Below are 19,824 nucleotides of genomic sequence, written 5' to 3'. Positions count from 1 at the left end.
TCCGGGTCGAGAAGCGAACCGCGCGTAGGCGAAGCCGATCGGCATTTTTGGGAAGGTTTGCCGCATGCGCGTTCGGGGCATACTGAATACGGGCGTTTGCGGTTCCGGAACGAAGTTCGGAAAATAGTCCGTTTCCCGCGAATGTCCGGGAGGTGAACGTGCGTCTATGCCGATCAAAACGGAAGACTATATCAAATATTTGACCGAAAAAGTAGTCCACTACATGGATACGCCGCCGGAGGTGCGCAAGGAGCAGCGCAGTCTGCACCGCAGCGCCCGCGAGCCGTGGCATGTGCGTTGGTTCGGCTTGGTTCCGGTATCGGTGCTTCTGTGGTGGAGGCAGCGAAGGCGAAAAAAAGAACACCCCCATCCGTAACCGGATGATTCGGGGTGTTTTTATATGGGAAGAGGAGGAGAAATACCGTGGTTAAGGGGAGACGCTTGCGCGCTGCCGATGGAACGTGCCGTGCTCCGGCAAAACGTCGAACGGAACGTACCGTGCGCCCTGCTGCTCCAGACCGACGTATAACCCGGACGGCCCCCAATCGTGATACCCGGTGACGGCGAACGGGGCCAGCACCTTTTTGCCGTACAAATTGGCCTTGTACAGGACGGGGCTCTCCGCCGAATGCAGGTCGGCGAGCAGCTCCCGGGCGCCGGCGACGGGCATCGGGGAATCCGTAATCCAGTACGTATTGTCGTACGGATCGAACGGAGCTTGAACCGACGATTGTCTCATGCGCGAAGCCGGGCTCGCGAGCGAGTCATTCGGGCGGTACGGCTGCAGCGGCTCGAAGACGGCGTCCGACAAAGGCAACTGTTCGCCGGTTACGGCGTCGATATAGATCGATTGTCCGTCAAGGACCGCTTTCCATACCGCATGCAGCGGACTGTAATAAAGTCGTTCGACGGAAATCGGCGGAATTGCGGATGTGTCGGTAATATCGGAACGTATCAGTTCACCCTGTATCAACGAGCGATACAGTGTTTTCATGCTGAATAACGGGTTTTCGCCGGCGCCGTATTCGACCAGCTTCAAGCTGCCGTCCTCGGCCGCGCCGACGACGAGGTAGCCGACTTCGCTTCCGTCCTTGCGAAGCAGAATCAGCCAGCCGTGCATGCCGGCTCCGAGCGGATAGCGGGTCCAGGCGGCGCCGTTCCAGTCGTTGAACCGGTCCTGCGCCGAAAGCGAGGCAATCCAGCCGTTGATTTGGGCGTCAAAATCGGCCGGAACGGGCGGGGTACTGCTGTCCGAACCCGGGCGGACGCCCGGGGCGTAGACGGAAGATTCGACGGATAATCCGGTTTGCGCGAGCGAATGCGTTTCCAATTGTTCGGATGCGGCGATCTCGGATACGCGACTTATGAGCAGTCCGGCTCCGAGTACGAAAGCTGTCGCTGCGAGCAGCCATCTATGCATCGTGCGTCACCTGCCGTTCGTTGGGATTAGGGGGCGTCGTTCGCGAGCGAAGGCGGTGTATACCTAACTTATGTCCCCATTGTACCGAATATGACCGAAAAATGTTGTTGCTTCGTGTCACGCGCGCCGCCTGTTTTTTTGAGAAGTTTTAGCGGGATTCGTCAGTTCGTGCCGGTAAACGGACGCTTCAAATGAAACAGCCCGCCGTTTACGACGAGGACCCGGATGCGCGGACGAAACTGCCAGTCCAGCTCCTCCCGCCGTTTGTTCCATTGCTCCTCGGCCTGCCGTTTCGCCTCGTCGTCCAATCCTTTGACCGCGTCCTCGTAATAGCCGTCGACACGCTCCAATTCGTCGCGAAGCCGCTCGTGCGCCTTGGCCGCCCAGCCGTGATCGCCGCGTTTCAGCATTCGCTCCACGTGCTGCTCGACGATCGCGCGGGCTTTGGCGACCGTAATCGCCGGCCTCGGGATGTATACGTTTGGAGGAAGACGGGGGGACAGCTTCTTGCCCGACACTTTGTCCTGAAACGACTCCAGCAGCTCCCCGGTCGACAAATCGACGGCGAGCGAATGCAGCTCGTCCCGCTTCATATCGCAGGCCAGCTCGATTTTCACGTTCAGCGCCAAATACGAGTTGTACCCGGAGGAACCGGCGACCGGCACCGCGCCGCGCGACAGGCCGTCCGGCTCCTCGAACAGCTGAACGTACTTGCCGCTCGACCGCGCCGCGTCGAAAAGCTGCATAAGCCGCCTGCTGCCGAACGTCACTTCTTCGCGCGGAATGCGCCCGGGACCGTACGAGCCGGCATTCGGCGCGGACGACGTTCCGAAATAGCGGCCGAGAATCGAATCCGCGTTTCCTTGCGCCAGCGGCGCTCCCGAAGGGCCGAGCACGTTCGGGGCCGCTCCGGCGTTCGCGCCCTGGGACGAAGCCGAAGCTTCGGTTTCGGCCTTCAGCTTGTCCGGATCGAAGACGAACGTGAACGACATCGTCTCCGGCGGGGCGCCGGTCCGCTCGACGAAGCTCCAGTAATAGGAGCGGTTCGTCAGCCGCTTGTCCGCCTCGGGCGAAAGCTTGACCGTCACGTAGGCGGGATGCTTTTCGATAATGTGGCAGCCGGTCTGTTCCAAATACCGGAGCGCGAATTTTTGAACTTGCTTGCTGTTCAACGGTTCACCTCCCTATCGGCCGGGGCGATCGTCTGCCCGACGGCGTTCAAAATCGCGCCGATGCCGGCTTTTTCGCTTCGCTCGTGCTCCACTTCGTCGCGGACGGTGCGGAACGTATCGCCGAGCTTGTCGAGATGGCGCTTCATCTCGGCTTCGGATTTCGCTTCGGCCCACATTTTGAACAGGCTGGATTCGAGCGACGTTTTTTTCTCGAACCGTTCCAAAATGGTGTCCAGCCCGCCGACGACCAATTCGAACATGTTGATTTTCTCGTGCAGCAGCGACAAAATATGCTCCTCGATCGTGCCGACCGTCGACAGATTGAAAATTTGCACGTTTTCGGTTTGGCCGAGACGGTGGACGCGGCCGATCCGCTGCTCGACGCGCATCGGGTTCCACGGCAAATCGAAGTTGACGATATTGTGGCAAAACTGCAGGTTGATGCCTTCGCCGCCCGCCTCGGTCGCGACCATCACTTGCGCGCGTCCGCGGAACAGGTCCATCATCCAGTCTTTTTTGCCGCGGTTCATCCCGCCCCGGTACGGAACGGCGACGATGTTGTGCTGCTTCAAAAAGTTGAGCAAATATTCCTGCGACGCCCGGTACTCGGTGAATATGATCGTTTTGTCGCCGATTTGCCGAATGAGCTCGAGCGTTTTGTCCGCCTTCGTGTTCGCTTTGATGGAGCGGATCAGCTCGACGAGCTCCCAAATTTTCGGGCGTAGCGGGGAATCCTCCGCCGTCTTCTTGAACATGTTGACGAGCGTGACGAAAACGGCGTCGCGGCTGCTGCACACTTCCCGCTGCAGCGTGACGAGCGACAGCATGCTGCCGATGTCGCCTTTCGCATCCTCGTACCGGCCGCGCACAAAGTCGCTGACACCGTCGTACAGCGCCTGCTCTTCGGGCGACAGGGCGAGCGGAATGTTTTTGACGATCCGCTTCGTAAACTCGAGATCGCCGTCGCCCCGCCGGTTGCGGATCATCACCTTGGCGAGCTCCTCCTGCAGCTTGTCTTCGTTTTTCGGCAGCCGTTTGTCGACGACGAAGTTGGCGGCGAATTGGCCGACGCCGCCGAGCTGCCCCGGCTTCAGCAGCGTGATGAGATTGTACAGCTCGCCGAGATCGTTTTGGACCGGCGTCGCCGTCAGCAGCAGGCAATATTTTTTGCGCAGCTCCTGGACGAATTTGTAGTTTGTCGTCTTTTTGTTTTTCAGCTTGTGCGCTTCGTCGACGATCAGCATGTCGTATTCCTGCCCGAGCACGATTTCGCGGTGCGGATCGCGCTTGGCGGTGTCCATCGAAGCGACGATGACGTCGTACTGGGTCCACATGTACTCTTTTTTTTGCGCGACGGCCGGGATGCCGAACTTCTGGTTCAGCTCGCGTACCCATTGCAGGACGAGCGACGCGGGAACGAGGATGAGCACTTTCCGCACGAGGCCGCGGATCAAATATTCTTTGATGATCAGCCCCGCCTCGATTGTTTTGCCGAGACCGACCTCGTCGGCGAGAATCGCCCGGCCGCGCATTTCGTGCAGCACTTTTTTAGCGGTGTCGATTTGATGCGACAGCGGTTTCAGCTGGCGAATATGCGGCAAACAGAGCAAATCGTCGAAGCTCGATATCAATTCGGCCTGCTCGGCCTCGTAGGCGAGCTGATACATCGTCCAGTCGTCCCACGGGCCGTTTTTGCGGACGCGCGCCTCGAATTCGTCGTACCACGATCGGTCGAAATGGATGCTGACATGCTCGTTCAAGCTGCGCACGTGTTCGGTCGGTGTCGAATTCATTTCGCGTCTCCTCCTTGCGTCGCCGGACGTTCCGGTTTAGTACCCGCTTCCACGGTACATGGGTATAATAGGCTAGTATTAACCAAAAGAAGAGGAAACATAACGGTTCGTCCGAAGGCGGGACGGAACGGACGCGGCTTGTTCAGGGCGGACCTGCGGAGTGCCGCGTGGTTTCGGCGGTTCGGTCGTCGGGCTTTTGCCCATTTGCGCGTTATTTGCAAATTTCCCCTTTCCCCGGGGCCGCGAATCATGTAAAATGATGTAGGTAATCGACAACGGAATACGGCGGATGAAGGCTCAAGGAGAGATTGCCGGCCCCTACCGGACCAAACGGACGGACGGGGGAGCGGCGGCGCCGAAGGAGTAAGTCGCTGTTGCAGGCGATGAATCTCTCAGGCAAAAGGACTTGATCCGGACGCGACTCTGGAGAGCGTTCGTCCCCCCGGCCCGATCGAATGAAGGCTGCGGGATTTACGGAACGAACCACCCAAGGGGTAACTTTGCGGCGACGGTCGATCGGACTCGGCGCTTAGGGAACTCTCAGGTACAAGGACAGGGCAAAAGGACGCAGGGCTTGCCGTTAGCGGCGGGCATGCTTCGTTTTGACCTGTCCTTTTTTGCATGCGGACGGCCCCCCCCCCCCTGGAGTGAAACGAACGGCGCCGAGGAAAACTAGACCAAAACCCCCGTTTGCCGGGGCGAAAGCAGGAATTATGCCAATCGAGGTGAGCGTATGTCGTCTTTGAAACAAACTCCGCTTTATCCGGTTTACGCGAAGTACGGCGCCAAAACGATCGATTTCGGCGGCTGGGATTTGCCGGTGCAGTTCGGCGGCATCCAAAGCGAGCACGAAGCGGTTCGCGAACGGGCCGGCTTGTTCGACGTGTCCCATATGGGCGAATTTTGGGTGACGGGCGCGGACGCCGAATCGTTTTTGCAGCGCATGACGACGAACGACGTTTCGAAGCTGGCGACGAATCAGGCGCAGTACAGCCTGCTCTGTTATCCGAGCGGCGGCGTCGTCGACGATCTGCTCGTTTACAAGCTGGCCGGCGACCGGTTCATGCTCGTCGTCAACGCGTCGAACATCGACAAAGATTTCGCCTGGCTGAAGGAGCATGCGGAAGGCGGCGTGAAGCTGGAAAACGTCTCGGACGATACGTCGCTGCTGGCGCTGCAAGGCCCGCGGGCGGCCGCCATCTTGGCGAAATTGACCGAAGCGCCGGTCGGCGGGCTGAAAAGCTTCCACTTTTTGCCGGATGCCGATATCGGCGGCGTTAACGCCATGGTATCGCGGACGGGCTATACCGGCGAAGACGGGTTCGAGCTGTACGTCAGCGCGAAGCAGGTCGTGCGGCTGTGGGACTTGCTGCTCGAAGCGGGCCGGGACGACGGCTTGGAGCCGGTCGGTCTGGGCGCGCGCGACACGCTGCGCTTCGAGGCGCGGCTGCCGCTGTACGGCCAGGAGCTGTCGGCGGACATCAGCCCGCTGGAAGCCGGACTCGGCTTTTTCGTCAAGCTGGACAAGGGCGATTTTATCGGCCGGGAGGCGCTTGCGGCGCAAAAGGCGCAAGGGGTGCCGCGCAAGCTGGTCGGCATCGAAATGATCGATCGCGGCATACCGCGGTCGCACTATCCGGTTTATGCGGCGACGGACGAGCGGCGCATCGGCGAAGTGACGACAGGGACGCAGTCGCCGACGTTCAAGCGGAACGTCGGGCTCGCGCTGCTCGACGCCGAGTATACGGCGCCGGATACCGAGCTGCTCGTCGAGATCCGCGGCAAAAAGCTGCGGGCGAAAGTGGTGCCCACGCCGTTTTACAAGCGGCCGAAAGGTTAGGCCGACGTGCGCGGCGCCGGCGGGCGGAATAGTGTTCGAAAGAACACTATAGCCCGCCGTGAGCGGCGCTAGCGGGCGGGATAGTGTTCAAAAGAACAGTATGAGCGCCGAATCCGAGCCGCGGAAGGCCGCAGAGGCGGGGATAGTGATCGAAAGAACACTATAGCCCGCCGTGAGCGGCGCTAGCGGGCGGGATAGTGTTCAAAAGAACACTATGAGCGCCGAATCCGATCCGCGGTGCCCCCGCAGAGGCCGAATACGTCAACAATTCCATTTTCATATACACGAACTCATGCCGTTTCTCATTAATCACGACAGTACCTGCAGCCTTCATTATCCGAAAGGAGCCATCATACATGAAACACCGCTATTTGCCGATGACCGAGCAGGACCGCAAAGAGATGCTCGAAACCGTCGGCGTCGCCTCCGTCGACGAGCTGTTCGCCGACATTCCGGCCTCCGTCCGGTTCCAAGGCACGCTGAACATATCCGAGCCGCTGAACGAGCAGGCGATGCTGCGCCATATGCGCGCGCTGTCCGGCCGCAACGCCGACTTCGACCGGTACGCCAGCTTTCTCGGCGCCGGCATGTACGACCATCATTTGCCGGTCGTCGTCAACCATGTCATCTCCCGCTCCGAATTTTACACGGCCTACACGCCGTATCAGCCGGAAATTTCGCAGGGCGAGCTGCAGGCGATTTTCGAATTCCAATCGTACATTTGCGAGCTGACGGGGATGAAAGTCGCGAACGCGTCGATGTACGACGGCGCGACGGCGCTCGCCGAAGCGGGCGCATTGGCGCACGGCGCGACGAAGCGCCGCCAAATCGTCGTATCGCGCGCGGTTCATCCCGAAGCGCGGGCGATCTTGAAAACGACGGCGCGCGGCCTCAACCTCGACGTGATCGAAGTCGGCTTCGCGGACGGCGTAACGAAGCTCGACGAGCTCGCCTCCGCCGTCGGCGCCGATACGGCCGCGGTCATCGTGCAGTCGCCGAACTTCTTCGGCTGCATCGAGGACGTCGCCGCGATCGAGCCGATCATCCACGGCGCCGGCGGCCTGCTCGTCGTCAGCTGCAACCCGCTGTCGCTCGGCCTGCTCGAGCCGCCCGGCAAGCTCGGCGCCGACATCGTCGTCGGCGACACGCAGCCGTTCGGCATCCCGTCGTCGTTCGGCGGGCCGTCCTGCGGCTACTTCGCCGTCGCCGAAGCGTGGATGCGCCGCATGCCGGGCCGCATCGTCGGCCAGACGGTCGACCGCGACGGGAAGCGCGGCTTCGTGCTGACGCTGCAGGCGCGGGAGCAGCATATTCGCCGCGAAAAGGCGACCTCGAACATTTGCTCGAACCAGGCGCTGCTTGCCCTGTGCGCATCGGTTTACTTGTCGACGATGGGGAAACAGGGGATTCGCGACGTGGCGAACCTGAACGTGCAAAAAGCCCACTACGCGGCCAAAACGTTCGCTTCGGGCGGCAAGCTTGGCGTCGCGTTCGCCTCGCCGTTTTTCAACGAGTTCGTCGTGAAGCTGGGCGACGGCGTCGACGTGGGAGCCGTCAATTCGAAGCTGCTGGACAGCGGCTTTATCGGCGGCTACGATCTCGCCCGCGATTATCCGGAGCTTGCCGGCCATATGCTGGTCGCCGTAACGGAACAGCGCACGAAGGAAGATATCGAACAGTTTGCCAAACGATTGGAGGAGCTGCTGTGAGCACGACGACGAACCAAACGCAAACGCAACCCGCCGAGACGGTCATGACCGGGCAAACGGCCGAAACGCAAGCCGCGAAGCACGACAAGGCGCTCATTTTCGAGCTGAGCAAGCCGGGCCGCGTCGCGTATTCGCTGCCGGAATGCGACGTGCCGGAAACGCCGATCGCCGAGCTCATTCCGCAAAAGCTGCTGCGAACCGCTCCCGCCGAGCTGCCGGAAGTATACGAGGTGGACGTCATGCGCCACTACACGGCGCTGTCGAGACGCAATTTCGGCATCGACAACGGCTTCTACCCGCTCGGCTCGTGCACGATGAAATATAATCCGAAAATCAACGAGGACGTCGCCCGTTTTCCGGGCTTCGCGAAAATTCACCCGTACCAGCCGGAGGAGTCGGTTCAAGGCGCGCTCGAGCTGCTGTACACGCTGCAAAACGATCTCGCCGAAATTACCGGCATGGATCGGGTGACGCTGCAGCCGGCCGCGGGCGCCCACGGCGAATGGACCGGCCTTATGATGATCCGCGCCTATCACGAAAGCCGCGGCGAAACGAGAACGAAGGTGATCGTTCCCGACTCGTCGCACGGCACGAACCCGGCCAGCGCGACGGTTGCCGGCTTCGAAACGATTACGATCAAATCCGACGACAGGGGCCTCGTCGACCTGGACGCGCTCCGCGCGGCGGTCGGCCCCGACACGGCGGCGCTCATGCTGACGAATCCGAACACGCTCGGCCTGTTCGAGGAGCAAATCGTCGAAATTTCGCGCATCGTTCACGAAGCGGGCGGTCTGCTTTACTATGACGGCGCCAACTCGAACGCCATTCTCGGCATCGCGCGTCCGGGCGACATGGGCTTCGACGTCGTCCACCTCAACCTGCACAAAACGATGAGCACGCCGCACGGCGGAGGCGGCCCCGGAGCCGGCCCGGTAGGCGTGAAGGAGAAGCTCGTCCCGTTTCTCCCGGCGCCGAACGTCGCGCGCAGAGCGGACGGCACGTACTATTTGGACGCCGATTATCCGCAATCGATCGGCCGCGTCAAGGCGTTTTACGGCAACTTCGGCATTCTCGTGCGCGCCTATACGTACATCCGCACGCTCGGAGGCGAAGGGCTGCGGCAAGTGTCCGAAAACGCCGTTCTGAACGCGAACTACATGATGAAGCGGCTCGCGCCGTACTACGACGTGCCGTTCAACCGGCCGTGCAAGCACGAATTCGTCATGTCCGGCAAGCGGCAAAAAAAGCTCGGCGTCCGCACGCTCGACATCGCCAAACGGCTGCTCGATTTCGGCTACCATCCGCCGACGATCTACTTCCCGCTCAACGTCGAGGAGTGCATCATGATCGAGCCGACCGAAACCGAAAGCAAGGAAACGCTCGACGGCTTTATCGATACGATGATTCAAATCGCGCAGGAAGCGGAGCAAAATCCGGAGCTTGTCGTGAACGCGCCGTATACGACCGTCGTCAAACGTCTCGACGAAACGCAAGCGGCCCGCAAGCCGGTGCTGAACTGTACGTGCGGCTGAGCCGCAACCCGAAAAACTTCCGGACCGCCGAAGGCGGGCACGGAAGTTTTTTGCTTCTTTGCGCAGCGCCCGACGATCGTGTACGATAAGAAAACAGGTTGGGCACACGCGGCGATGATGCGAGTCGCAAGCAAACAGGATAGGGGAGAGCGCGTTGGTTCGAAACGTCGAGCAGCATTACGAGCGGGTCGATTTCAAGGGGGAAGAGTGGAAGGAAGCGGAGCTGGTGCGGTGCACGTTCGTCCGCTGCCGGTTCGTCGGCGCGTCGCTGGCGGAGCTGTCCACGACCGGCTGCCGGTTCGTGGAGTGCGACTTCCACGGCGTTCCGTTGAACGGCTCGATCCATACGGAGTCCGCCTTTGAAAACTGCCGCTTTCTCGAGGCGAATTTGTTCGTCGCCAAGTTCGCGGCCTGCAAAATGACCGGCTCGGATTTTTCCAAAGCGCAAATGGACGGTTTGACCGTGCAGCAGGGCGACTGGTCTTATACGAATTTGAAAATGGCGAAGCTGACGGGGCAAAATTTGCGCGGCGTCCGGTTTGTCGAAGCCGATTTTACCGGCGCCGTTTTGGAGAAAGCCGATCTTCGCAAGGCCGACCTGAGCCGGGCCCAGCTCGCGGGCGCGAAGCTGAAAGGAGCGGACGTGCGCGGCGCCGTCGTGGACGGAGTCGATTTCCGCACGGTCGACGTGAGAGGCGTGCGCATGGACGCGCTGCAGGCGGTTTCGTTCGTCCGGTCGTACGGCGCGAAGGTCGACTAGCGAGGGGACGAAGCGAGCTGGCGGTCATACGGTCGGCCCGTATCGCCGAAACGACCGGCCGGTATCCATGCCGTTTTCGGCCGGGGGTTAACCCCGTCGCGGCAGTGGCGAGAGGCTTGCTCCCCCTGGACGCTTTTTTGAATTTGCCTCCGAAACGTAGTACGATAATAAGGCGAGTACGTTCGACGATCTATAGGCACAACGGCCGCGTTCGGATCGGCTTGTTGCGGAAACGGTTCGGAAACGTTGCAGACAAGCGGAGGGTGCCGCTGCGAACGCAGCCGGCCCTTTTTTGCGATCGACGAAATGGCGGATGGGGGGACTGACGATGCCGGAAACGGTATGGAGATTTATAAAGTCGGGCGCGGGAACGCCGGCCGACAACATGGCGATCGACGAGGCGATGCTCATCGCGCACAGCGAAGGGCTGACGCCGCCGACGGTGCGGTTTTACGGATGGAATCCGGCGACGCTGTCGATCGGCTACTTCCAGAAGGCGGAGGACGAAATCGAGTTCGGCGAGCTGCGCCGGCAAGGGCTCGGCTTCGTGCGGCGTCCGACGGGCGGGCGCGCGGTGCTTCACGACAAGGAGCTGACGTACAGCATGATTGTCTCGGAGGAATATCCGGACATGCCGTCGACGGTGAACGAAGCGTACCGCGTTTTGAGCGAAGGGCTCGTTTACGGCTTTCGCCGGCTCGGGCTGCAGGCCGAGATGGTCAATCTCGGGGCGCCGGAGGAAAAGGCCAAATACGCGTCGACGGCCGGTTCCGCCGCCTGCTTCGATTCGCCGTCGTGGTACGAGCTCGTCGTGGAAGGGCGGAAAATCGCCGGCAGCGCCCAAACCCGGTCGCGGGGCGTCATTTTGCAGCACGGCTCGATTTTGCTCGAGATGGACGTCGACCAGCTGTTTACGCTGCTGCGGTTTTCGAACGAGCGCGTCAAGGAGCGGCTCAAGCAGTCGTTCCATACGAAAGCGGTGGCGATCGGCGACATTTGCCGGGCGATGGGGCGGGATGCCGTGACCATTGCGCAGGCGGAGACGGCGTTTCGCGAAGGGATCGCCCAAGGGCTCGGCGTGCGGCTGGAGGAAAGCGAGCTGACGCCGTACGAGCGGGAGCTGGCCGCGCAGCTCAGCGCGGAAAAATACGGCAGCGACGAGTGGAATTTGCGGCGATGAGATCCGGTAAATCGCTCTTTTGAGTCCCCGCTTCGGGGGCTTTTCTTTATTTGCGGATCGTATCAGAAAAAAGGTTGGAATGGAAGCCGTTTCCGGTTATTCTATGGGGAAACGGAAACGATTCCGCAGAAGGGAAGCGATCGCGAAATGGAGGCGACGAAAGTATACGTCGACGAACGGGACGGCGATTGGATTTTATCCCTAACCCCGTCGGAGCCCAGCCGGCTGGCGTCGATCCGGCATTTGGAGGCGGACGTGCGGGACGGCAGCAGTCCGTTTCTGACGTGGGTGGAGGTCGAGGAGGGCGTCTTTTACTGGGATGCGCAAAGCAAGGCGTACGTAAACGCGGAAAAAGGGCGGCAGGCGGGGTTGCGCCGCTCGAATCCGGTGTCCGTCATTTTGTTCAACCTCGGGGCATGGATTTTCATCTTCGGGCTCCTATACGCCATTGTCGAAAGCGACGGCCGCCTGCCCCAGCTTTTCCTGCTCGCGGCCGCTTCGTTTACCGTCGGCATGCTGGTCGTCGGACTGGCGGAGGTCATCAGGCTGCTGCAAAAAATCGCCGACAAAGATTGACGGCGCGATAGCACCCGGAACGGGTGCTTTTTTCTTCCCGCAACGATGCGGCCGGAAGCTGCCTGGAACCTCGATGCGAGGTGCCGATAGCGGCTTCGTGCGAAACGAGGCCTCGGTTTGCCGGTTTCGATACGGTACGCTCGCTCCGCCCGCCGTAATCCGCTCTCATCGGCAATGCTTCGCTTACAGCCTGCGCACCGACCGCCGCTCGACGAACCGTCCCGGAAGCACGATTTCCTGCGGCTCCATCGCGGGATCGCGCAGCTGCCGGAACAGAAGCTCGACCGCCATGCTGCCCATCAGCTTGCCCGACTGGTTGATCGAGGTGAAAAACTCCTGATAGCCTTCCGGCAAAACGGCGTAATGCTCGTCGAACGTGACGACGCTGATGTCGTCCGGCACGCGAAGCCCGCGTTCGCGCGCGATCGCGACCGCTTCCCCGAGCATCCCCGTCGACGCGACGAACAGCGCCGTAGGCCGGTCGCTCCGCGAAAGCATCCGGCCGAGCCGCTCGGCAACCGGAACGTCTCCGCCGTCCAGCGCCTCGTACCCGTCCGGCAGCCGGATGCCGCGCTCCAGCAAAGCGAACCGGTACCCTTTCACCCGTTCCTTGTACGTAAAATGTTTGTTCGGCGAGACGAGCCCGATGCGCGTATGTCCGTGCTCGAACAAATGCGTCATGAGCGTGACGGCGCCTTGAAAATTGTCCCCGCGCACGAGATGGGCTTCGAACCCTTCGACCTTCTGGTCGACGAGCACGAGCGGAATTCCGTGCGACTGCGCTTGCCGCAAATGGTCGGCTTGTCCGCGCTCCGCGCTTTGGACGATCAGGCCGTCGACGCCGCGGCTCGTCATATTGGCGGTCAGGACGGTTTCGCGGCCGCCGTTCGAATTGCCGAGCAAAATCATATAGTCGTACTCGTACGCTTTTTCTTCCGCCCCGGCCAAAATATCGATGCCGAACGAATGGCTCCATATTTGTTTGCCGAACGGAAGCACGACGCCGAGCATCGAGCTGCTTTCCGGGGCCCGTTTCAAATGGCGGGGCTGAACCTGCAGCGATTCCATCGCCTCGAGCACTCTTTGCTTCGCCGCCGGGGAAACCGTATCGCTGTTGTTGATGACGCGCGATACCGTCGCTTTGGAGACGCCGGCCAGCTTGGCCACTTCCAGAAGCTTGGACACGTTCGACACATCCCGTTTCATCATCTGATTCCGTTATTCTAGAAGGAAAATCGCGCGTTGTCAAATTTTCGGTTGCAATTGGAAGCGGATTCATTGTATCATTTTTGTGAAACGTTTCTGAAACGTTACACAGCAACAACGACGACGCACCGCAACGGTGCGCACACGAAACCAACAAGCAGACTGGGTGAGGCGAACCGATGATAAGCACCGATCACGAAGATCCGACGAAACGCGAACAGGAACGGCGGCGGGGACGCGACCATCTTCTCGTCATGGCGAAGCCGGCGGTCCGCTGGCAGGATGCGCTGCCGAGCGGAAACGGCGCCCTCGGGGCGATGATGTACGGCAGCATCGCGGAGGATACGATCCTGATCAACCACGAGGCGCTGTGGTACGGGGGGACGACGAAGGAGCCGCCGGACTTGTCCGTCCACCTGCCGCAGCTTCGCGAACTGCTCGGCTCCGGCAAATACGCGGAAGCGAACCGTTTTTTTCCGGACAAAATGCGGGAGGCGAACTACAAAGCCGCTACGTCGAAATACCAGCCGGGCTTCGACTTGAAGCTGTTTACGGAAACGGCCGGGGCGTTCCGGGCGTACAGGCGGTCGCTCGATATGGAAACGGGCGAGCTGTCCGTCCGCTGGACGGAGAACGGCGTGCGGATGGAACGGCGCGCCTTCGTATCGCGGCCGGACGATATGGTCGTGCTGCGCATCGCGGCCGGCGAAACGCTTTCCCCGCGAACCGCCCTGCAGCTAACCGTTCACGATCCGGCCGAGGCCGAGTCGCACGGCTTCGCGTTCGGAAGCGACGCAGCGGGCGACTATTTGACGGCCTGGGGAAAGCACGCCGATGCAGCAGGCTCGTTTTGCGCCGTCGCGCGAATCGTCGCCTCGAGCGGATACGCGGGCCCGGGGCAAGCCGTCGCTGCCGCGGAAAACGGCCGGATCGACGTCCGCGGCGCCGGGCCAATCGTCGTGCTGCTGAAAGTAAGCGCCGTCTCGGGAGAGGCGGACGAGCGCGAGCGGCTGAAGCGCGAATTGGCCGGCATCGCGGCCGACTACGAGACGCTTCTCGGGCGTCACGCCGCGGAGCATCGCGACTTGTTTATGCGGGCGGGGCTCGATCTCGGGGACGGCGAAGGGCGCGGCGAAACGAACGAACGGCTTCTGCTGGACGCGTACGAAGGCGAGATCGGCACGGCGCTGCCGGAGCGCATGTACGATTACGGGCGCTATTTGCTGGTCGCCAGCTCGCGTCCGGGCGGCTTGCCCGCGAATTTGCAGGGCATCTGGAACGGGGACTACCAGCCGGCCTGGAGCGGCGCCTTTTTCATGAACGAAAACATCCAGATGAACTACTGGCAGGCGCTAACCGGGAATATGCCGGAGGCGGCGCGGCCGCTGTACGACTTCGTCGATTCGCTGCTCCCGGACATGCGGCTCAATGCGCGGTCGTTTTACGGCTGCCGGGGGATACTCAGTCCGCTGTTCGCCTCGCCGGAATCGGGCCGCAAAAAAAATGTGCAGCCCCATGTCGTCTATTGGACGGCCGGCGCCGGCTGGCTCGCGCAGCATTATTACGACTACTGGCTGTATACCGGGGACGAGCGGTTTTTGGAAACGCGGGCCATTCCGTTCATGAAGGAGGTCGCCGCGTTTTACGAAGATTTTTTGATCGAAGGTCCGGACGGCAGGTGGCTGTTCTCGCCGTCGAACTCGCCGGAAAACTATGCGAACGGACGCTTCGAAGGCGCCGGAACGCTGTCCGTCTGCGTCAACGCGACGATGGATGCGGCGGTGGCGAAGGAGCTGCTCGGCAACCTGTGCCGCGTTTGCGAGGAGCGCGGGCTCGAGCCCGATTCGGTCGCCCGCTGGCGCCGCCTGCTGGAGAAGCTGCCGGATTACGAGACGAATGCGGACGGAGCGATGAAGGAATGGCTGCATCCGGATTTCGAGGACAATTACCATCATCGCCATTTGTCGCATCTGTACCCGCTCTTTCCCGGCTTCGAAATTACCGGGGAAACGAATCCCGAGCTGTTCGAGGCGTGCCGGATCGCGGTCGAAAAGCGTCTCGTCGTCGGCCTCGGCCAGCAAACCGGCTGGTCGCTCGCCCATATGGCGAACTTGTACGCCCGTCTCGGCGACGGCGACCGGGCGCTCGAATGTTTGGAGCTGCTCGCCCGGTCGTGTCTCGGCGACAATTTGTTCACGTACCATAACGACTGGCGCCGGCAGGGCGTCACGCTGAACGCCCGCAGGGCGCCGTTCCAGATCGACGCCAACTTCGGCTGGACGGCGGCGATGCAGGAGATGCTGCTGTTTTCCGCGCCGGGCCGGATCAAGCTGCTGCCGGCGCTGCCGGGTAAATGGGAGCGGGGCGCGTTCCGCAATTTCCGGTGCCGCGGCGGCGTTGCCGTTTCGCTGCGCTGGGATATGCGCGAAGGCATCGCGGAGCTGACGATGGAGGCGGACCGGTCGCAGACGGTCGACGTTCATTTTCACCGGGCGATCGAGACGATCGAGCATGACGGCGGCGCGCGAATCGCCGATTCGAGCCGAGGACGGCATTGCCGGACGGCGGAGCTGACGGCCGGCCGGAAGACGACGTGGACGGTCCGGTTTGCGCCGTATCGAAACGAGCCGTAGAACCGTATCCCCGGAAAGCTTGCGGCGCCGCCGCGAGCCTGCCCGGGGATGAACGAAGGCGAAAGCGAAAGCGCTTTATCCGACGGAAGCGCACACGGAATACGGGAAACACGGGAGAGGGACCGATGACAATGATCCGAAGGGGGACGTTTGGGATGGCCCGCAAAATGAAACGGTTCGGCTTCGCGGCGACGGCGATCGCGGCCGCAATCGCCATGCAGGGATGCTCGCAAGGGAATACGGCGCAGCCCGGGGACGGCGGCGAAACCGGCAAGGAGAACGCGAAAGCCGCCGATATCGGCACCGAGCCGATCGAGCTGAAAATTTGGGTGAACATGTCCGACGATTTGTTCCAGAAGCTTGTCGTTCAGCCCGTCAAGCTGAAATATCCGAACATTACGATGACGATGGTCGGCGTCGACAAAAAAATTCCCGATCTGATCGCCGCCGGCGAAGTGCCGGACATCATTACCGACACGATCGGCTCGATCGTCAAATACAAAGATTTGGCCATCATCGAAGAACTGACCCCGTACGTGAAAAAGTTCGGCATGGATCTCGGGCGGATCAACCCGGTCGTCCTCGAAACGGTGCAAAAAGCTTCCGGAACCAATCAATTGCTCGGCCTGCCGATCTCCGGCAACGTCGTCATGCTGTATTACAACAAGGACATCTTCGACAAGTTCGGCGTCCCGTATCCGAAGGACGGCATGAGTTGGGACGAGGCGTACGAGCTCGCGAAAAAAGTGACCAAAACCGACGGCGGCGTCAAATACCGGGGCTTCGATTTCCAGGATTCGTTCCAGTTTTCGGCCAACCAGCTGTCGCTGTCGGTCGTCGACGACAAGACGAACAAATCGCTCGTGAACGGCGAACCGTGGAAAAAAATATTCGCCAACTACGCCCGGTTTTTGCAAATTCCCGGCAACGAGGTCGACGATAAAACGTACGGCAAAGGGATGGACCAGTTTCTGAAGGACAAAACGCTCGCCATGTACGTGACGAGCTCGATGTTTTCCCGGCTGCCCGACGCCGTGAACGGCGGGCTCAGCTTCGATATGGTAACGCTTCCTTCGTTCGCCGAAGCGCCGAACACGACGACCCAGGTCGACGGGGGCGTCCGCATGGTCGCGTCGACGAGCAAGCGGAAGGACGCCGCCTTCGCGGCTTTGTCCGCGATGCTGAGCGACGAGGCCCAGAAGCTGATCGCGATGAACGGCAACACGTCGGTGCTGAAGGACAGCAAGATCAACGAGGAGTTCGGCAAAAACGTCGAAATCCTGAACAACCGCAACCGGCTCGGCTTCGTGAAAAACCAGCCGGCGAAGCCGCCGGCCTCGATCACGAAGTACGACGCGGACGCGTATTCGATCATCCGGTCGCAGTTCAAAAAAATGATCGTCACGCAAACCGACGTCAACACGATTTTGCGCGAAGCGGACGAATTGATCAATAAAAAAATCGCCGAATCGCCCAAATAACGGGATCGATTCGCGGGACAGCCTCCTTGCATGCGCAGCGGGGGCTTTTTTTTGCGATAAGGCTGTTGACCGCGTTTTCGTATATATCGTATATTATGCATAATCTATTACCTGGGGAGGCCGCTGCGATGTTCATCGACATTCATGCCCATGCGTACCGAAAGCCGGTGCCGTTCGTCGTGCAGTTTTGCACCGCGGAGCAACTGATCGCGCGCTACGACGAGCTCGGGATCGAGAAAGGCGTTTTGCTTCCGATCGTCAGTCCGGAAGTGTATTTGCCGCAGGCGAACGAGGACATATTGGATATGGCCGAGCGGTATCCGGACCGGTTCATCCCGTACTGCAACATCGATCCGCGCGCCTTGTCCAATTCGCCGGAAGCGCCGCTCGACCGGCTGCTTTCCTATTATAAGGATCGGGGCTGCAAAGGGCTCGGCGAGGTCATGCTGAACGTCCCGCTTATGCATCCGATGGTGCAAAACCTGTTTCGGCACGCGGAGCGCGTCGGCCTTCCCGTCGTGTTCGACGGCTCCGACCAGATCGGCGGCGATTTCGGGCTGTACGACGACCCCGGCCTGCCGCAGCTGGAGCATACGCTGCAGCGGTTTCCGAACTTGATCGTTTTCGGGCACGGGCCCGTGTTTTGGGCCGAAATCGGGCGTCTCGAAACGCCGGGGGAGCGGGCGATCGTCTTCGATTTGAAAGGCGGGCAGGTGGGGCGGCTGCCGAGCGGACCGATCAAGGAGGAGGGCGTCGTGCCGATCTTGTTCCGCCGCTATCCGAACCTGTACGGCGATCTTTCCGATTATACGGCGCATAACGCGCTGGCGCGCGACCCCGTATACGGCCCGGCATTTTTGGAGGAATTTCAAGACCGTCTGTTTTTCGGCACCGACATATGCACGGTCGACATGCCGGTTCCGCTCGTCGATCTGCTGATCGAGTGGCGCGATGCGAACAAAATCAGCGAAACCGTCTTTCGCAAAATCGCCAGGGAAAACGCGATGAAGCTGTTCGGGCTGCATTAACGGGGAGCCGGGAAACGGGATAGCGGGATGGGAGAGGGAGCAGGAGGAAGCTGCGTACAAGGGAAAAAGAGGCTCGGAGCCCGAAGCGCCCGATCGTCCGCGCAAGCAGGACCGGCGTTAGGAGCTTCCCGAGCCTCCACATTTCGTCAAACGGCCGTCAGACCGAGCCGTTCCTTCTCCGCCCTCGTCAGCTTGCGGGCGACGAGCGCGTACGAAACGTCGATCATCCCGAACAGTTCGTCCTCCGGAATCGTTCCGTCCACCTCGACCGAATTCCAGTGCCGCTTGTTCAGATGATAGCCCGGCTTCACCGCCTCGTATTGCTGGCGAAGCAAATAGGCGAGTTCCGGCTCGCATTTGAGCGAAACGACGAGCCGCCCGGGATCGTCCGCGACCAGCGCGAACATTTTCGAGCCGACTTTCAGGACGAGCGGCTCGGGGCCGAACGGGTAGTCCTCCCGTACGCCCTTTTTGGACAAACAGTACCGGACAAGCTCCGCCTTCGTCACTGCCCGCCGCCTCCCGATAAAGCCGACGCGGGAATCGTCGCCTCATACGCCTGCTGCAGCCGGCGCGTAACCGGCCCCGGCGCGCCGTCGCCGACCCGCGCTCCGTCGATTGCGACGATCGGCATCACTTCCATAATCGTGCTGGTCAAAAACGCTTCGTCCGCCCGCCGCAGCGTCTCCAGTGAAAACGGCCGTTCCTCGGCCGGAATGCCGAGCTCCCTCGCCAGCCGCAGCACGACCGCCCGCGTCACGCCGTGCAAAATGAGGCGGTTCGCCGGATGGGTCAGCAGCACTCCGTCCTTGACGATCATGACGTTCGAGGCGCTGCATTCGGTGACGATGCCGTCCCGGTGCAAAATGACGTCGTCCGCGCCGGCTTCCTCCGCTTCCTGCTTCGCCAGCACGCTGCCGAGCAGGTTCAGCGACTTGATGTCGCAGCGAAGCCAGCGCTCGTCGGGACGGGTAATCGCGGCGATGCCGCCGCGCATCGACTCGACGCGCCGTTTCGCCGGGCTGGCGTAGACGAGCAGCACCGGCTGCGTATCCGCCGGCGGGAAGCTGTGCGCCCGGGGGGCGACGCCGCGCGTAATTTGCAAATAGACGCTGCCGTCCCGCAGCCGTTCCCGCTCGATCAGCTCCAGCACGATCCGCTCGATTTCCTCAAGCGGATAGGGAAGCCGCAGCTTGATTTCCCGCGCGCTTCGAACGAGCCGTTCGTAATGCGCGGCGCCTTCGTACACTTGTCCCGCATAGACGCGGAACACTTCATAAACTCCGTCTCCGAAGCAGTACCCCCGGTCCAAGTAGGATACTTTCGATTCCGATTCGGGGACGAAACGGTCGTCGAACCATATCAAGGCGATTCCCCCCTGATGTACGGAATAGTACAGAAAATGTTAGGCATGCTATGAAATATAGTAACATAGCCGGTATCGATGTCAAAATGCCGATGCCGATGAAAACGGTTTCCGCATCCGTCCGGAGG

General features: G+C 61.0%; 16 protein-coding genes and 1 riboswitch. Of the genes, 10 read left to right on the top strand and 6 right to left on the bottom strand.

Annotation, left to right across the window (positions count from 1 at the left end; translation table 11 throughout):
* Nucleotides 1–166: 166 nt before the first annotated feature.
* Nucleotides 167–376: a YqzE family protein gene (locus PV407_RS10080; RefSeq protein ID WP_332089791.1), complete on the top strand. Its 210-nt coding sequence runs from the start codon at nucleotides 167–169 to the stop codon at nucleotides 374–376.
* 51 nt (nucleotides 377–427) lie between these two features.
* On the opposite strand, the gene PV407_RS10075 is transcribed toward PV407_RS10080, so the two are convergent.
* The 3 genes from PV407_RS10075 to PV407_RS10065 all read right to left on the bottom strand — a co-directional run bounded on the left by PV407_RS10075 (nucleotide 428) and on the right by PV407_RS10065 (nucleotide 4,385).
* Nucleotides 428–1,420, bottom strand: a complete 993-nt coding sequence (locus PV407_RS10075; RefSeq protein WP_332089790.1) for a hypothetical protein — start codon at nucleotides 1,418–1,420, stop codon at nucleotides 428–430.
* Between the two features lie 161 nt (nucleotides 1,421–1,581).
* Entirely contained in the window at nucleotides 1,582–2,592 is a 1,011-nt protein-coding gene (locus PV407_RS10070) for a YqhG family protein (protein ID WP_332089789.1), read from the bottom strand.
* Nucleotides 2,589–4,385 (bottom strand): DEAD/DEAH box helicase, encoded by a 1,797-nt coding sequence (locus PV407_RS10065; protein WP_332089788.1) that lies wholly within the window; start codon nucleotides 4,383–4,385, stop codon nucleotides 2,589–2,591. Before PV407_RS10065 ends, PV407_RS10070 begins: the two co-directional genes overlap by 4 nt.
* Nucleotides 4,386–4,674: 289 nt before the next feature.
* A riboswitch (glycine riboswitch) is annotated at nucleotides 4,675–4,803 on the top strand.
* Between the two features lie 315 nt (nucleotides 4,804–5,118).
* Here PV407_RS10065 and gcvT point away from each other — a divergent pair.
* From gcvT to PV407_RS10035, 6 genes are all read left to right on the top strand, one after another.
* Nucleotides 5,119–6,225 carry a glycine cleavage system aminomethyltransferase GcvT gene (gene gcvT, locus PV407_RS10060; protein ID WP_332089787.1) on the top strand — a complete coding sequence of 369 codons (1,107 nt, stop codon included), beginning with the start codon at nucleotides 5,119–5,121 and terminating at the stop codon, nucleotides 6,223–6,225.
* A 356-nt stretch (nucleotides 6,226–6,581) separates the two neighbouring features.
* On the top strand, nucleotides 6,582–7,934 hold the full coding sequence (gene gcvPA / locus PV407_RS10055; RefSeq protein WP_332089786.1) for an aminomethyl-transferring glycine dehydrogenase subunit GcvPA: 1,353 nt from the start codon (nucleotides 6,582–6,584) through the stop codon (nucleotides 7,932–7,934).
* A 44-nt stretch (nucleotides 7,935–7,978) separates the two neighbouring features.
* Nucleotides 7,979–9,466 carry an aminomethyl-transferring glycine dehydrogenase subunit GcvPB gene (gcvPB, locus tag PV407_RS10050; RefSeq protein ID WP_332089806.1) on the top strand — a complete coding sequence of 496 codons (1,488 nt, stop codon included), beginning with the start codon at nucleotides 7,979–7,981 and terminating at the stop codon, nucleotides 9,464–9,466.
* A gap of 154 nt (nucleotides 9,467–9,620) precedes the next feature.
* Nucleotides 9,621–10,226, top strand: coding sequence for a pentapeptide repeat-containing protein (locus PV407_RS10045; RefSeq protein ID WP_332089785.1), 606 nt, complete (start codon nucleotides 9,621–9,623; stop codon nucleotides 10,224–10,226).
* 328 nt (nucleotides 10,227–10,554) lie between these two features.
* The gene (locus PV407_RS10040) at nucleotides 10,555–11,406 is read left to right on the top strand and encodes a lipoate--protein ligase family protein (RefSeq protein WP_332089784.1); all 852 of its coding nucleotides are present in this window, start codon (nucleotides 10,555–10,557) and stop codon (nucleotides 11,404–11,406) included.
* A gap of 147 nt (nucleotides 11,407–11,553) precedes the next feature.
* Nucleotides 11,554–11,982, top strand: a complete 429-nt coding sequence (locus PV407_RS10035) for a hypothetical protein (RefSeq protein ID WP_332089783.1) — start codon at nucleotides 11,554–11,556, stop codon at nucleotides 11,980–11,982.
* Between the two features lie 183 nt (nucleotides 11,983–12,165).
* Here the strand turns inward: PV407_RS10035 and PV407_RS10030 are convergent, their stop codons facing one another.
* Nucleotides 12,166–13,167, bottom strand: a complete 1,002-nt coding sequence (locus PV407_RS10030) for a LacI family DNA-binding transcriptional regulator (RefSeq protein ID WP_332089782.1) — start codon at nucleotides 13,165–13,167, stop codon at nucleotides 12,166–12,168.
* 200 nt (nucleotides 13,168–13,367) lie between these two features.
* Here PV407_RS10030 and PV407_RS10025 point away from each other — a divergent pair, with 200 nt between their 5' ends.
* The 3 genes from PV407_RS10025 (at nucleotide 13,368) to PV407_RS10015 (ending at nucleotide 18,330) form a co-directional block, all read left to right on the top strand.
* Nucleotides 13,368–15,821 (top strand): glycosyl hydrolase family 95 catalytic domain-containing protein, encoded by a 2,454-nt coding sequence (locus PV407_RS10025; protein WP_332089781.1) that lies wholly within the window; start codon nucleotides 13,368–13,370, stop codon nucleotides 15,819–15,821.
* Between the two features lie 155 nt (nucleotides 15,822–15,976).
* A complete protein-coding gene (locus tag PV407_RS10020; RefSeq protein WP_332089780.1) occupies nucleotides 15,977–17,302 on the top strand; it encodes an ABC transporter substrate-binding protein in 1,326 nt (441 codons plus the stop codon).
* 128 nt (nucleotides 17,303–17,430) lie between these two features.
* A complete protein-coding gene (locus PV407_RS10015) occupies nucleotides 17,431–18,330 on the top strand; it encodes an amidohydrolase family protein (RefSeq protein WP_332089779.1) in 900 nt (299 codons plus the stop codon).
* A 146-nt stretch (nucleotides 18,331–18,476) separates the two neighbouring features.
* On the opposite strand, the gene PV407_RS10010 is transcribed toward PV407_RS10015, so the two are convergent.
* Entirely contained in the window at nucleotides 18,477–18,839 is a 363-nt protein-coding gene (locus PV407_RS10010; protein ID WP_332089778.1) for an MmcQ/YjbR family DNA-binding protein, read from the bottom strand.
* A complete protein-coding gene (gene dat, locus PV407_RS10005) occupies nucleotides 18,836–19,696 on the bottom strand; it encodes a D-amino-acid transaminase (RefSeq protein ID WP_332089777.1) in 861 nt (286 codons plus the stop codon). Before dat ends, PV407_RS10010 begins: the two co-directional genes overlap by 4 nt.
* Nucleotides 19,697–19,824: the final 128 nt, after the last annotated feature.

Source organism: Paenibacillus sp. GYB003, from assembly GCF_036577625.1.
GTDB lineage: Bacteria > Bacillota > Bacilli > Paenibacillales > NBRC-103111 > Paenibacillus_AB.
This window is presented reverse-complemented; position numbering and strand designations above follow the sequence as displayed.

Bases quoted from the DNA above. Each gene is read 5' to 3' on its own strand.
- PV407_RS10080 (WP_332089791.1), top strand. From the start codon at position 167: ATGCCGATCAAAACGGAAGACTATATCAAATATTTGACCGAAAAAGTA.
- PV407_RS10075 (WP_332089790.1), bottom strand. From the start codon at position 1,420: ATGCATAGATGGCTGCTCGCAGCGACAGCTTTCGTACTCGGAGCCGGA.
- PV407_RS10065 (WP_332089788.1), bottom strand. From the start codon at position 4,385: ATGAATTCGACACCGACCGAACACGTGCGCAGCTTGAACGAGCATGTC.
- gcvT (WP_332089787.1), top strand. From the start codon at position 5,119: ATGTCGTCTTTGAAACAAACTCCGCTTTATCCGGTTTACGCGAAGTAC.
- gcvPA (WP_332089786.1), top strand. From the start codon at position 6,582: ATGAAACACCGCTATTTGCCGATGACCGAGCAGGACCGCAAAGAGATG.
- gcvPB (WP_332089806.1), top strand. From the start codon at position 7,979: ATGACCGGGCAAACGGCCGAAACGCAAGCCGCGAAGCACGACAAGGCG.
- PV407_RS10040 (WP_332089784.1), top strand. From the start codon at position 10,555: ATGCCGGAAACGGTATGGAGATTTATAAAGTCGGGCGCGGGAACGCCG.
- PV407_RS10035 (WP_332089783.1), top strand. From the start codon at position 11,554: ATGGAGGCGACGAAAGTATACGTCGACGAACGGGACGGCGATTGGATT.
- PV407_RS10025 (WP_332089781.1), top strand. From the start codon at position 13,368: ATGATAAGCACCGATCACGAAGATCCGACGAAACGCGAACAGGAACGG.
- PV407_RS10020 (WP_332089780.1), top strand. From the start codon at position 15,977: ATGGCCCGCAAAATGAAACGGTTCGGCTTCGCGGCGACGGCGATCGCG.
- PV407_RS10015 (WP_332089779.1), top strand. From the start codon at position 17,431: ATGTTCATCGACATTCATGCCCATGCGTACCGAAAGCCGGTGCCGTTC.